At 66.7% G+C, this 13,113-nt stretch carries 13 protein-coding genes and 1 pseudogene; 4 read left to right on the forward strand and 10 right to left on the reverse strand.

The genetic code is table 11. The annotated features are described in order from the left end of the window. Positions 1 to 214: 214 nt before the first annotated feature. The 3 genes from EJ357_RS47380 to EJ357_RS47390 all read right to left on the reverse strand — a co-directional run bounded on the left by EJ357_RS47380 (position 215) and on the right by EJ357_RS47390 (position 2,520). Positions 215 to 520, reverse strand: coding sequence for a hypothetical protein (locus EJ357_RS47380; protein WP_126398984.1), 306 nt, complete (start codon positions 518 to 520; stop codon positions 215 to 217). 522 nt (positions 521 to 1,042) lie between these two features. Continuing rightward, on the reverse strand, positions 1,043 to 1,750 hold the full coding sequence (locus EJ357_RS47385; protein ID WP_228472861.1) for a LysE family translocator: 708 nt from the start codon (positions 1,748 to 1,750) through the stop codon (positions 1,043 to 1,045). Positions 1,751 to 1,776: 26 nt separating this feature from the next. After that, positions 1,777 to 2,520 (reverse strand): metallophosphoesterase, encoded by a 744-nt coding sequence (locus EJ357_RS47390; RefSeq protein ID WP_126398986.1) that lies wholly within the window; start codon positions 2,518 to 2,520, stop codon positions 1,777 to 1,779. 168 nt (positions 2,521 to 2,688) lie between these two features. Here EJ357_RS47390 and EJ357_RS47395 point away from each other — a divergent pair, with 168 nt between their 5' ends. Further along, positions 2,689 to 3,315, forward strand: a complete 627-nt coding sequence (locus EJ357_RS47395; RefSeq protein ID WP_126398989.1) for a CGNR zinc finger domain-containing protein — start codon at positions 2,689 to 2,691, stop codon at positions 3,313 to 3,315. A gap of 452 nt (positions 3,316 to 3,767) precedes the next feature. Here the strand turns inward: EJ357_RS47395 and EJ357_RS47400 are convergent, their stop codons facing one another. Continuing rightward, complete coding sequence (locus EJ357_RS47400; protein WP_228472862.1) at positions 3,768 to 4,409, reverse strand: CGNR zinc finger domain-containing protein; 642 nt, start codon at positions 4,407 to 4,409, stop codon at positions 3,768 to 3,770. Here EJ357_RS47400 and EJ357_RS47405 point away from each other — a divergent pair. Beyond that, a complete protein-coding gene (locus EJ357_RS47405; RefSeq protein WP_228472863.1) occupies positions 4,380 to 5,654 on the forward strand; it encodes an MFS transporter in 1,275 nt (424 codons plus the stop codon). The two genes, EJ357_RS47400 and EJ357_RS47405, sit on opposite strands and share 30 nt — an antisense overlap. Before the next feature lie 26 nt (positions 5,655 to 5,680). On the opposite strand, the gene EJ357_RS47410 is transcribed toward EJ357_RS47405, so the two are convergent. Further along, positions 5,681 to 6,190, reverse strand: a complete 510-nt coding sequence (locus tag EJ357_RS47410) for a transposase (protein ID WP_126398991.1) — start codon at positions 6,188 to 6,190, stop codon at positions 5,681 to 5,683. Between the two features lie 356 nt (positions 6,191 to 6,546). Then, on the reverse strand, positions 6,547 to 7,404 hold the full coding sequence (locus EJ357_RS47415; protein ID WP_126398993.1) for an alpha/beta hydrolase family protein: 858 nt from the start codon (positions 7,402 to 7,404) through the stop codon (positions 6,547 to 6,549). A 312-nt stretch (positions 7,405 to 7,716) separates the two neighbouring features. Here EJ357_RS47415 and EJ357_RS47420 point away from each other — a divergent pair. Beyond that, a pseudogene (locus tag EJ357_RS47420) lies at positions 7,717 to 8,139 on the forward strand (IS110 family transposase); the annotation flags it as partial. A 215-nt stretch (positions 8,140 to 8,354) separates the two neighbouring features. Continuing rightward, complete coding sequence (locus tag EJ357_RS47425; RefSeq protein ID WP_126398995.1) at positions 8,355 to 8,717, forward strand: hypothetical protein; 363 nt, start codon at positions 8,355 to 8,357, stop codon at positions 8,715 to 8,717. Between the two features lie 32 nt (positions 8,718 to 8,749). On the opposite strand, the gene EJ357_RS47430 is transcribed toward EJ357_RS47425, so the two are convergent. The 4 genes from EJ357_RS47430 to EJ357_RS47450 all read right to left on the reverse strand — a co-directional run bounded on the left by EJ357_RS47430 (position 8,750) and on the right by EJ357_RS47450 (position 13,037). Further along, positions 8,750 to 10,342 (reverse strand): ISL3 family transposase, encoded by a 1,593-nt coding sequence (locus tag EJ357_RS47430; RefSeq protein WP_228472864.1) that lies wholly within the window; start codon positions 10,340 to 10,342, stop codon positions 8,750 to 8,752. Positions 10,343 to 10,560: 218 nt separating this feature from the next. Beyond that, positions 10,561 to 10,992 carry a DUF4259 domain-containing protein gene (locus tag EJ357_RS47435; protein WP_126398999.1) on the reverse strand — a complete coding sequence of 144 codons (432 nt, stop codon included), beginning with the start codon at positions 10,990 to 10,992 and terminating at the stop codon, positions 10,561 to 10,563. Positions 10,993 to 11,062: 70 nt separating this feature from the next. Continuing rightward, positions 11,063 to 11,812 (reverse strand): transposase family protein, encoded by a 750-nt coding sequence (locus EJ357_RS47440; protein ID WP_126387557.1) that lies wholly within the window; start codon positions 11,810 to 11,812, stop codon positions 11,063 to 11,065. Positions 11,813 to 12,194: 382 nt separating this feature from the next. Then, complete coding sequence (locus EJ357_RS47450) at positions 12,195 to 13,037, reverse strand: helix-turn-helix transcriptional regulator (protein ID WP_228472865.1); 843 nt, start codon at positions 13,035 to 13,037, stop codon at positions 12,195 to 12,197. Positions 13,038 to 13,113 lie beyond the last annotated feature (76 nt).

A 13,113-nucleotide genomic window follows, 5' to 3' on the forward strand; every position in this document is an offset into this window, starting at 1 on the left:
AAGCGCAGGTCTTCAGAGTAGCTGTCCCTGCCCAGCCCGGCCCCGGCCGACTTCGCGCAGGAGACGCTCGACTTCGGCTGAATGGACTCTGCGCGACGAGGTCCATTGCCCTGGTGTGACGACAGACCGACATCACGCATTCAAGTTCAGTAGAGCCAGTAAGTGAGCGTTGAGGGGGCAGGCAGCGCGTGGTCGCGCTGCCTGCCCCCTCAACTCACGCCGGCCAGAACTGCACTAGGAACCGTTCCATGCCTGCAGGCACCTCCTGCTGCGCGAGCTCCCGTACACGCTCCTGGCCGGTTACGCATGCTCGCACCCGCCACAGCGTGTCCGGGGTTCCCAGCTCCACGACCGACTCGCTCGTGCCGCCATACGACCACAGGGCCACCTCCCCGGACTGGCAGAACCACTGGGCATCCGCAGATGCCTCCCAGGCCTCCCGCTCGTCCTTCGGCGGCTCCTGGTCCCAGACCTCTGCCGTGAAGGCGGCGTGGTGCGTGCGCCCCCGCTCCTGAAACACAGACGTCGATCACGGGGCACAAGGAGTTCATCCTCAGCGGGCTCAGGGCTCTCTCCGGGCTCCTCCTCCGCGTCCTCCGCCCAAAGAGCGTAGAACTCGACATACATCTCGAGTTCCTGACGCTTCAGCATCGGCATGCCCATTCCCTTCCCACGCCCAACGGTCGATCATTTCCGCCAACACTATTCGAGATCGTGGCTGGAGTTGTCGGCATGCCCCATGGTGCTCGACGCGATGGTTGAGCGATGCACAACCAGGGCTGGAGTTTTCTCAGGTTGCGGGCTTGATCAAGTCGAGTGCGTGATTGGGGTGACCGGTATTGATCGGCCGCCGCGGCGTGGTTGGGCCAGCCGACGAGCTCGGCTAGGGCCCACCGATTTCCAAGCGGCACGCTATGCCCGCAGGAACGAAGTCCATAAGAACCTGGCCGGAAGCTTCCCGGTCGCCTCGGTGGTGTTCAGCCCGGACGGACCCTGGCCACCGGCAGCGAGGACGGCACGGGGCTGCGCGGCCCTCAGACCGCTACCGGAACTCCAATTGTGGTCCGCCTTGATGTCGTTCCCGGTGGCCAGACCATGGGCTCGTGCAGTTGGTGCACGGACGAGGGGTTACGTTGCGAGGGTTCGGATCCCGAGGGCGAGAAACACCACTGCTGTGATTTTGGCGGTCGTGCGTTTGAAGCGGGGCTTTTGCAGGGTGCGTGAGGTGCGCCGGATGAGGACGGTCCAGGCAAGGAGCCAGAGCGTCGTCAGCAGCGCGTGGGCGCTTGCCAGGGTGAGGATCTGACTGCTGAAGGAGCGGTCGTCTTGGATGAACTGGGGTGCCAGGGTCAGGTAGATGGAGGCCGCCTTGGGTGTTGAGGGCGTTGCCGAGCAGGGCTTGGGTGTAGACGGAGTTCGGCTGCACTGGCAGTCGCCGACGGGCGGGAGTGCGTGCCTTTCCCAGGGCGGAGCGCCATGTCCACAGGCCCAGGCCGATGAGGTAGGCGGCACCGATGGCCTTGACGGCTGTGAACGCCTGGCTGGAGCGCATGATCAGGGCGGACAGGCCGATCATGGCGAGGGTGGCGTGGAGGTACAGGCCGGTGACCGTGCCGAGGACAACCGGAAGAGCCTGGCGGCGGCCGGTGTCGATGACATGTTGAATCAGAAGGGTCAGGCTGGCCCCGGGGGTGGCGACGAGAGGCAGGAGTGCCGCCAGGAACCCGAGAACGGCGTAGGGGTGGACCACGTTTCCTCCGAGTCGGGCGGGCGGGATCAGAGCACGACGCGGTAGTGGGTGGTCAGGCGCCGGTCGTCGCCCAGGATGTGGAAGGCGAGACCGGGCGGCTGGTCGCGGTCTGCAGGGCGGTCGCCTTCCCAGGGCATGCGCAGAGTCCAGGTGAAGGCAGGCCCGACGATCAGCGGGCGGGCGGCAAACGTCGAGGCGGCCGCGGTATGGGCGTGTCCGGTGAGGACGGCGACGACCTGCGGGTGCGCGTCCAACAGCGCGGCCAGTTGTCCGGGCTGTTCAAGCATGCAGGAGTCGGGCAGCGGGTGATGGAGTCCGACGGGTGGCTGGTGGAAGGCGATCAAAGCCGGGGTGTCCCGCGGCAGTGCGGTGAGTTGGGTGTCGATCCAGTCCAGCGTCTGTGCGTCGAGGCGTCCCTCGTCGCGGCCGGGGATTGTGGAGTCGCACATCAGGATGGCGGTGTCGTTGATGTGGTGGATCCGGTTGACGGGCCTGTGATCGGGTGTCTCGCCGAGCAGGGCCTTGCGGTAGGCCGGACGTGCATCGTGGTTGCCGGGGCAGGTGAGTACGGGGAAAGGGGCCGTCAGGATGCGTGCCGCTTCCTCGTATTCGGCTTCCTCGCCGTGATCGGCGATGTCTCCGGTGACCAGGACCGCATCGACCGGGCGAGGCAGGGCCCGCAGGTAGTCCATAACGCGGTTTGCGCGCGCGGTGGCCCTCTCACTGCCGTCCAGGTGCAGGTCGCTGATCTGGGCAAGCAGCACCGTCATTTGGCTGTCCCCTCCCATGGCGGCGGCTCCGGCCGCCGGTTCACCGCGAGGCGTGGCCCATCACCCCGCCTCGACGCCTAACGGAATTCTCCGTTTTACCGTTAGGGACTCTAGAGTGTGCGCGGGAATGTGATCAAGTGGTCAGGCAGGGCCAGGGAAGGAGGCACTATGGAGCGCTGGCTGGCACTGGAGCTGGTGAGCACGATCCGCCACGACGGTGATGGCGGCGTCACTGACGACCTCACCACGACACCCGGAACAACACGGTGGCTCCAAGCGCAGGCCGATCTGCTGGCCGGCCATCTTCCGGCCGGAGAGCTCACGGCAGACGAGAGCCTCAGGTTGGAGATCATCGAGTTGCGCCGGTCAGTGCGGGCACTGTTCGCTCGCGCGGTCAGCCCCGCTCCCCCCAGCTCGGCGGACGCCCAACGACTGATGCCGGCCGATCAGGCATTGGACCACCTCAACACGGTTGCCGCCCGTGAACCGGTCGTCCCACAGTTGGACTGGCTTCCGGCAGGCGCCCCCGCAGCCCGCCTGCTGTCGGCGGAGAAGGCGCCGAAGGTACGCCTCATGGCGGCCCTGGCGCGCGCCGCCATCGACTTCCTGAGCGGCCCGCAGCGCGAGCAGCTGCGCGCCTGCACCGCACCCCGCTGCGTGCGCTACTTCGTCAAAAGCCACGGGCGGCAGGAATGGTGCAAGCCGTCATGCGGAAACCGTGCCCGAGCAGCCCGCCACTACCAGCGTCAGCGCAGGGCAACCGAAAGCAATTCCGCCCAGGACACCAGGGCCTGAGCGGCGCACAAACGGCTCTCGCGATGGCGCATTCAAGACCAACTACAGCTGACAGCAGGCCGGTTCGACAACTCACCCCTGGGCGCCCTCCCGTAGCCCGTGGGACCGACACGAACGCCCACCTCAACGGGACACCAGATCCCACGCCGATCCAACTCAAAGAGACGCGACCAGCACGGGACACACCTTCGCGCGAACAAGCAGGGCATCGAAGGCATCGTCGCCAAGCAGGCCACCTCCGTGTGCAGGACCACCGGTCGGATCTGGAAGAAGATCAGACATGCCGAGACCGTTGAAGCCGAGATCGTCGGCTGCACCGGTCCGGCCGCGCGGCCGCGGACACTCGCGGTCCGCCTCCCTGACGGACGTGTCGCGCTCACTCAGTCCCTGAGAAGCTGTGAGTGAACCCTGGGCGTGAGCCGGCCCATTCCTCTGTGGCAAAGAAGGGTTGGCTAGTTCTTGGGTGCCTTGCGTGCTCTGAAGGCTGCGGCTTTGACTCGGCTTCGGCAGGCTGCGGAACAGAAGTGGCGGACCGCGTTGCGGGAGGCGTCGACGTACACACGGTCGCAGTGTGGGGCAGTGCAGACGCCGAGGCGTCCGGCGAGGTTGCTGCCGATTGCCAGAGCGAGGGCGGTGACACATCCGGCACTCCAGCCCACGGAGAGACTGTCGTCGGAACCGTGGAAGTGGACTTGCCAGGGCTCGCCGTCGACGCAGTCGAGTTGAGGTCGGGCGCCGGTCGTCCGCAGCAGTACGTTCACGAGCTGAGCAGCGTGGTCGATGTGGCCGCTGTCGACGGCCTCAAACACCGCCCGCATCTGCTGGGCGGTGTGCGCGAGATAGGCGGCGTGGTCTGACTCGACGGTGGAGCGATGCGATGAGGGCGGCAGCGCCTCATGTACCGCCTGTGGGAGCTGGTCCCCGTGAGGAGCGGTGTAGGGGCGGCCCTGCCGGGCGCCGTCGGTCAACGTATTCACGAGGGAGACGGCCGCGTCGAGCAGCGTCACCACGTGACCATCGAACATCACTTGACCGGTCACTCCTTCGGGCTCTAGCGTGCATGCGTGACTGACGATAGCCGTTTCGTCGGTCACGCACGAGGGGGCTTCGTGGGGTCTGCGCAAGACGGGAAGCACTTGCCGCGCGCGGTGCGATTGCTGATCGTGGCGCGGGCGGTGAACCGGCTGGGGGCGTTCTCCCTGTCGTTCCTTGCTGTGCTGACCACGACGAATTTCGGCGCCAGTGCCTCCGTCGCCGGGTACATCAGCGCCGCCTTCGGGCTCGCCACGATTCCTTCCCGTCTGGTCGGCGGTCGCCTGGCAGACCGAATCGGCCCACGCCGCACGATCATGATCGGGCTGACCGGGTGCGCGGTGGCGCAACTCGGCCTCGCCTCGGCCAGCGGCCTCGTGTCCGCAGCCTGCTTCGCGGTACTGCTGGGGCTGGTCTACGAGATCTACGAGCCACCCAGTCAGGCGATGATCGCGGACGTTGTGGCGCCGAGCGAACACGTACGCGCCTACAGCCTGTTGAACGCGGCGCTGGCCGTGGCTGGCATGGGCGCGGGCCTTCTGGCGGCCGGGCTGGGGCGCTGGGACCTGCGCTGGCTCTTCGTGGTCGATGCCCTCACCTGCCTGTTCTGCGCCCTGGCCGTGCGCCTGGTCCTGCCCGCAGACCAGCCCGCGGCGACAATGGAAACCGGGCAGCCGGGCGCCGCCGCGCCCTGGCGCGATCGCTCGTTGCTGGTGATGCTCGCGGCGGGGACGCTGTTCGCGGCGATCTATCTACAGATCATGACGATGCTGCCGCTGTCTCTGGAACTGAGGGGAATGCAACCCGCAGACGCCGGACTGCTGTTCACCACGTCCGCTCTCACCATCACTGCCGGACAGCCGCTACTACGGCTCAGGCGGCTCGCCGATCTGTCGGCACCTGCCGCCCTCGCCGGCGGCTATCTCCTGCTGGCCCTTGGCCTGGCCGGGTACGCACTCGCTCACAACCTGGTTACCCACATCTCGGCAACCATCGTCTGGAGCGTGGGCGATCTCCTCCTCCTGGGCCGGGCGTACGCATTCGTCGCCAGCCTGGCCCCCGCCGGCGGAAAGGGACGCTACCTGGCGGTCTACGGCACCAGCTGGGGTATCGGCGGGATCATCGCCCCGCTCGCCGGCACACAGCTGCTCGAGAGAGCCGGACCTACCGGCTTGTGGTGCGCCATGTCCCTGGCCTGCCTGATTCTCGCGGCCGCGCAGCCTGCCTGGATCCTCACCAGCAACAACAGCCGAGCACACGACGAGACGCCTGCTCACGATCAGGCCGCTCCATCTGCCACCAATTGATTTCGGATTGTCCACCACGCGCCGCTTCAGCGCAGCGGTGTCGGAGCGAGCCGAATCACATCCGATCGGGTACGAATGCGCACCGGTCGAGGTGCTGGGTCTTCCGATGGCGGGGTGGCATGACGCTTCCGGATCGGTTTGGTCAGCCGTCGGGTCGTCAGCGTGATCAGGGTCCATGAGATGTGCGCCTCGCTGTGCTGGGGAAGCTGCTCGTAGTCCCTGATGTTTCGACGAGCCCTCATGATCCAGCTGATCGCCCGCTCGACGCCCCACCCTTTCGGCAGCACCACAAAGCCCTTCTGCCCCTTCGGTCTCGCCACGGTCTGCAGAGTCAGGGCGAGGAAGGTGTTGGACCAGTCGACGAGACCGCTGTATGCGGAGTCGGCCCAGGCCAAGGTCACTTCGGGATGCGCGAGGCGTAGCCGGAAGAACAGATCACGGCCGAGCGGCCCGTCGTTGATCCCTGCGGTAGTGACCATGGCGAACAGCGGCAAGCCGCTCACATCGACTGCGATGTGCCGCTTCCTCCCGTTGATCTAATGGGCGGTAGCTGAGCTCGTTGAAACACCTTCTCGATGTCGATCGCCGGCGTCAGCACGACGTCCTCCGTTGCTCCGGCCTCTGAGCCCTCAAAGAAGACTGACGTGTGCTGGCGCTCGCCGTCGGTATCGAGAGAGATCACTTGATCACCGATGATGATCGTGGTCCAAGCCCCCTGCGGGGACTACCTCTTACGTGCTCGGGAGCTACCAGCTCCGATCAAGACCGAGGGCCCCGCAGGTCGCTGGGGTCATGAACGGCTAATCGGATGTCGGGCCACTGAGGCTTTTCCAATCTCAGTTTGAGCAGGTCAAGTGAAGGGCGAGGACGGCCTGCACGAGTGCGGGGTGCGTCAGTGTGCCGGTCTTCGTAGGTGCCTGTCGAAGAAGGCTGCTGCGGCTGCGGCCACTCGGTCTCGTGTTGGGGTGTCCTGCGTATCGTCGTTGACGAAGGTGTAGTGGCCGGTGTCTGCGCCGGCCGAGTAGCCCGTCGCCGTCGGGATGGCAGCGCTGTAGCGATGGGCGTTTGTCGCCGGTGGGGCTGTGGCGTCCGCGTCCGCCCACCACACGGCGACGGGCTGCTTGATTGCCGAAAGGCTTGCCTCGTCGAGCAGCGGGCCGAGAGAGGGTGCGAGCAGGAAGGCGGCGTCGATGCGGGAATCAGTGTGGTCGGCGGCCGACTCGGTCACCCATGCCTGGAGCTGCTCGGGCGGGATCCGCTCGCGCAACTCGGCGTCCAGGCCCGGGTACTCGGGCGTCGGTGGGGCCTCGATCTCGCCGCTGAGCAGTGCCGCGTACGCGTCGTCGGCAACGCGGGCTCCGAGCAGTGCGGCAGCCGTGTAGCCGCCGATTGAGAATCCTCCCGCACCCACCCGTCCTTGCGTCATAGTTGCAGAGATGTGATCCAGAGCGAAGGACAGGTCCCGCGGCCTGTCCCACCAAGCGGCGAATGCCTCGGCGTGGTAGCCGTCGACGTAGTTGTGGCCGTGGTGGTCGATGCCTGCGGCCAAGATGCCAGCCTCGGCCAGCGCCCCTGCGAGCCAGGCTAGGTCGACGGCGGCTCCACCGGTGCCATGCGAGAGCAGCACCAGCGGTGTTCTGTCGGTCAGTTTGGCCGGTCGCCACAGGTGGACACGGACGGGACGAGCGGCGTTGCCGCTCCAGGCCCGTCGGGCGGAATCCGTCAGTTCAAGGACTTCCGTAGCCTCCATGAGCGCCGATCTTACGCAGACACGCCGTGATCGGACGTCGATCCTGATTCACCGACGCGACCACCGTCGCGGACAATGGGGCTGGGGTTCCTCGAGCGCATGAAGGGGGGACACCCCCACGGCGAGGCCCCTGGCTGAGCGTGTGACCTTGGTCGAGCGCGTGTTCACCTGCGACTTTGTCATCCTGCAGCCCAACGAGACGCTCACAATGCAGGTTGAAAACAGCTCACTGAGCCCTTCCATGAGAGAGACGCATGCCCTGCACGGCTGTGACCAGCCACAACACAGGGTCGATGGGAAAGCGTGAGGCGAGTGAGAGCGTTCTGCGGCATCGACTGGGCCAGCGACCACCACGACATAGCCGTCGTCGACGCAACGGGTTCGCTGCTGGCTCGCGCTCGCATAGGGCTCGACCAGCTGCTTCAGATACTCGCCGAGTACGACGATAGTCCGCAGAATCCCATCCCGGTGGCCATTGAGACCTCCCGCGGTCTTCTGGTCGCCTGCCTGCGGGCGACGGGCCGCCCCGTCTACGCCATCAATCCGATGGCCGCCGCCCGGTATCGGGACCGTCACACGGTCTCCCGGAAGAAGTCCGATCACTTGGACGCAATGGTGCTGGCGAACATTCTCCGCACCGATGCAGCCGCTCATCGCATGCTTCCCGCCGACTCGGAAGTGGCCCAGGCCGTCGCGGTTCTTGCCCGTGCCCAGCAGGACGCCGTCTGGGATCGAACCCATGGCTTCGTAACTGACTTGCGGGTTCTGGCACAGATCTTGGGGAGCGGTCGCGGAGCGTCGCATCGGTGTTCGATCTTCGGATCGGTGATTTCCTGCGCTCGAGGTCGATGGCCCGTGACATCATCAGGCCGGTGAGCGGACGCGTTGTACGAACCCAGGCCGAGCGCCTCAGCGGATACCGCCGCGTCCTTGAGGCAAGGAGTCCGGACGTGACCGCTGAGCGTCTGCGCTCGCTTGCGGTCGACGAGATTCGATCGGTTCGGCTGTGGACGGCGCGCAGTCCTCTGGCACCGCCTGATGCGTTGGATCGGCTCGCGCGGGACGTAGATCCGTCGGTTCAGTGGAATGCGTTGATCAACCCAAACCTGCCGGACACTGCACTGCGCTGGCTCGCGGATGTGGAGGCGAAGAAGGCGGGCACGAGATGGTTCATTCTTCGCGAACGCATCGTTCATCACCCTAACGTCTCGGAGGCTCTGCGGGCGGAGCTCGTGGCAGCCGGAGCCTGCAGTTGCCCGCAGTCGTGCGGCCGGGACGTCTATGCGCGGCAGACTTCGACGGTGATCGAGTAAGACCGCCCAGCCCGTATCAGCAAGTTGTGGGGCTACTGGAGCAGGATCATCTTGCGGAGCAGTTCGAATCCGGCTCGGCCGTAGAGCTGTCGCTTGATCTTCTTGATGCGGTTGACGGCGCCTTCAATGCTGCCGGAGCTCCAGTCGAGGGTGAGGCCAGCGGTCACGGCATCGAGGTCTCGGTATAGGTGAAGTGCGAAGCCGGTGAGACCTGGCAGCTGGCTGGCGTCGACTGCGTGGATCCAGGTGGGCAGTGTGGCGCCGCGGCGGTTGGTGAGGATTTCACCGAAGTCGCGGACGTGTGCGGCGGCACGGTCCAGTTCGGGGCAGCGGGCCAGGACCTCTTTGAGGCTGGCCCGGTCTTCCTCGGTCAGGGTCGTGGGGTGTCGGGTGAGCCAGCTGGTTACCTGCCGCACCGACGGCGGCCGCGGCGGCGCGTCGGCCGGAGCCCTGCGGAAGGTGGCGATGTGGGCGCGGACCATCTGGTAGGTGACGGGCGCGTTGTCGGCAACGAGTTCTCGGTGGAGGTGGGTGACGCTGGTGCATCCCTCGGCGAATCGTCGCTCCAGGTAGGGCTTGTAGGGGTCCAGTCTGCTGGGCCGAGACTGGCTCTCTCGGATGGTGTCCTGCCAGCGTGCGGCGTTCGCGTACCGGAGCACGGTGTTGAGACCCCAGCCCAGGTGCCGGGCGATCGCCCGGCGTGAGTGACCTTGGGCCAGCAGCTCGTGGACCAGGGCATGTGCCGCCTTCTTCCGCTCGGCTCGTCGGCCGACGGGCTCCGATTCATCCGGTGACCGACCGGGGGCTGGACGGGTCGCGCCTGGCAGCGTGCCGGCGGGCGAAGGATTGTGCAGACAGTCGCGGTGGGCGGCGACGCATGTCTCCACAGCGCGGCCGAGGCACTGCCATAGGTGGAACCGGTCGGCGACCTGCAGAGCCTTGGGGGCACCGCGCCGGGCCCCCTCGGCATAGGCGCCCGCCCGGTCCCGGCAGATGATCTCCACGCCGGGATGGCTGACCAGCCAGCCGACCAGCGGGCCGGCCTCGCGGGTTGGGAGCACATCGACCACGCGATGGTCTTCGACGCTGGTCAAGACGGTGGAGTAGCTCTGGCCGCGACGGATCGCGAAATCGTCGACGCCCAGTACACGCGGCGTGCTGAACCCTGGATCGGGCAGCGCCATGACCCTGCGTAACAAGGTCATCCGTCCCGCGCCGAAGCCCAGCCGGGCAGCCAGCCGAGCCCCGGCCCGTCCGGCCAGCGCAAGCCCTACCCGTTCCAGGGCGTGGTTGAGCCGCGTGGTGAACCGTGCGTGCGGAGCGGCCAGCCGAGAGAACGGCTCGGCGAACGTCCGACGCGGGCAGTCCGCCGTTCCACAGATGAAGCGCCGGACCGTCAGCCGGATCACGAAGCCCTGCTCAGCGAGGGGTAGATCCCTCAGCCTGCGCTGATACCGGTCGTGGACCCGGTCCGAAAAGCGACTGCAGTCCGGACACACAGAGCCAGCCGCGCGGCCTCTCGCCACCACCTCGACCGTGCCGAACGCAGCAGTCACCGCCTCGACATCCACATCATCGATCCCCTCGAACACCAGCGAGTCCCAGAACGGCGCATCGGTCTGCATGACCAGCACCATCACCGTCCACAAGCGACCGCAGCAGCGACCAGCAAGCACCTGAGGGAGCGTCACTTCCGACTGTCCAAGGACAAGGCGTACGCGGTCTCACGCAAACCCCTCCCCTCGCAATCGAACATTGGGGTAACGCTCCGCAACCGCTCCCCAAGATCTGTGCCAGAGCCAGAACGGGCTCTGGCTCAGGGTTTGTGGCAGGTGACGCTCTGTCACTTCTCGGCATCGAACAGCGGGATGGACGGTGATGGCGGAGCAAGAACTGCGCGAAGTCGGTTGAGGTTGGCTCGCCACTGCTTCCAGTCTTCCGGGTCGACCCAGTTTGAGGCTGCTCTGGCCTGGTCGCTGATGATGCGAGCGAGAGCCGTGTCCGCGAGCGTCCGGAGATCGTCAGGGAAGGCGGGCATGGGCTCTTCAGGGCCGTAAGGTGTGTCGATTGGGGCGCCGCCAGGGCATTGCGCCGCAATCAGTGCGGCTGCGGCCACCACTTCTTGTCCTTCGGCGAGCCAGCCCGTGGCATCGATGGTGCGCGTCAGGACGCCACGGATCAGTGCCTCGCGTTCCTCGGGTTTCGCGTCGTCGAGATCGCCGGCGAAGTCCGCGGCCGAGTCGTTGTCGAAGGGGCCAGTGTCCCAGATGCCCATGTTGATCTCCTCGTGTAGTTGCCGCCCGGATCTTCGCATCAGCCGCTGACATTTCGATCACTGAGCTTCTTCAGCGTTGCAACTCCAGTGTGAGGACGGCCTTGGCGATTGACGTCATGCGGTTGGGGCTGCAGCGGGACCTGCGGAAGATCCGCCAGGACTTCAGGCGGGCGACTCCGCGTTCGACGGGTGCGCGCGCTGCGGCCAGGGCACGGTTGCGAGTCTTCTCGGTGGGAGTCAGTTTCTTCAGGGGCCTGCGTTTGATGCCCGTAGTCAGCCACGGACCGGCGCCCTGGTAGGCGAGATCGGCCACGATCGGAACGCCCTGGCGCTCGCAGATCCGGATGATCCGGTGGGTGCGGGCAGCGGTCAGGTCGTGGGTGCGGCCCGGCAGGGCGGGCGAGAGCCACAACAGCCGGCCGCCGGGATCGGTGACGACCTGCACGTTCACGCCGTGGCGCCGGTGTTTGTGGGAGTAGTCGGCCCGGCCGTCGCCGACCCGGTCGCACTCGGCGAGAGTGCCGTCGAGCAGGACGAAGTCGGGATCATGCTCGCGCAGCGTCTTCAGCAGACCCGGTGCACGGGCGGCGAGGAGGTCGACGACTGCGCTGGTGTAGGCATGCACGGTGGACTCGCTGATCCCGAACCCGGCAGCGATCTTCGCCAGAGTGATGTGCTCGCGCAGGTACACCAGTGCCACCATCGCTCGCTGGGACGGACGGAGCTTGCAGCGCCGGTCGCCCTCACGGGTGACGATCAACATGGTGACCCACTCCACGAGTGCATGCGGCAGGTCAAGTGCGGCAGGATGGACGACCAACGAGGCCCCCGAGCAACGTGATTGAGACGTCAGACATCTCGATCAACAGCCCGGGGGCCTCGCTCGTTGCGCTGCACGGGCCGTCACCCGATCGGTGGCCACATCGAAGAAGCTCACTGTGCGAGCAGGACGCGCTTCCGCAGAAGGACGAAGCCAGCACGCCCGAACATCTGGCGCTTGAGCATCTTGATCCGGTTGACATGCCCCCGACCGCGCCCGAGCTCCAGGGCAGGGTCAATCCGGCGATGACAGCCCCAAGGTCGGCGGCCGACGAGGCGCACGGCCGGGTACTTGGTGTGGCTGGAGGTGCTGTGCTGGTCTCCCGGTTTGAGGGAGTGGTGGGTTTGGGTGTGGGGGTGTTGAGCCTTGGCGGTGGGGTGTGTCAGGTCAGGGTTTGGGTGCCGATGGCTGCGAGCAGGGCGAGTTGTTCGGCTGTGGTGGTTGCCGGTGGTGCGGAGCAGATGGCGATACGTAGATCGTTTCCGGGGATGGTGAGTGTGTCGCAGTCGACGGTGACGGGGCCGAGGTCGGGGTGGTGGACGGTCTTGCTGTCTGTGGTGTGGAACCCGACGGTGTGGGAGTCCCACAGGTCCTCGAAGCGTTCGCTGGTGCTGCGCAGGCTGGTGATCAGTGCTGTGAGGTGGGTGTCTTTGGGGTAGCGGGCGGCGCAGGAGCGCAGGTCGCAGACGAGGGCTGTTTCGAGCCGGTTCTGTTGGTCGGGGGTGTGGGTGACGCGGGTGGGCAGGTGGGTGAAGTGCCGCCAGGCGATGTTGCGGTCTTTGCCGCGCCAGGGCGAGGGGTCGCCCATGAGGGCGGCCCACAGGGGGTTGCAGGAGATGAGGTTCCAGGCGGCATCGTGCACGCTGAGCGGGTTGCCGTTCAGCTGGTCGAGCAGGCGCTGGACGCTGGGCGGGATGTGTGGGGAGATGTGGCCGGTGGTGGGTGGTGCCTGGCCGGCGAGGAGGTAGAGGTGGTCGCGTTCGGTCTCGGTCAGGCGCAGGGCGCGGGCGAGGGAGGCCAGGACCTGCCCGGAGGGTGAGGTGGCGCGGCCTCGTTCCAGGCGGACGACGTAGTCGACGGAGAGTCCGGCGAGCTGGGCGAGCTCTTCGCGTCGCAGTCCGGGGGCGCGGCGGACGCCCCCGAGGGGCAGGCCCAGGTCTTTGGGGCTGGTGCGGTCACGCCAGTGGCGAAGGGCCTGGCCAAGCGCTGCGGGTTCGTCGTTCACGCATCCATTGTCCGCCGGGCAGGGTGCGACAGCCTGGTACTGGCCGACCCCCCGCTGAGGAGAGCTCTCCCTGTGT

It is taken from the genome of Streptomyces cyaneochromogenes (genome assembly GCF_003963535.1).
Taxonomy (GTDB): Bacteria; Actinomycetota; Actinomycetes; order Streptomycetales; family Streptomycetaceae; genus Streptomyces; species Streptomyces shaanxiensis.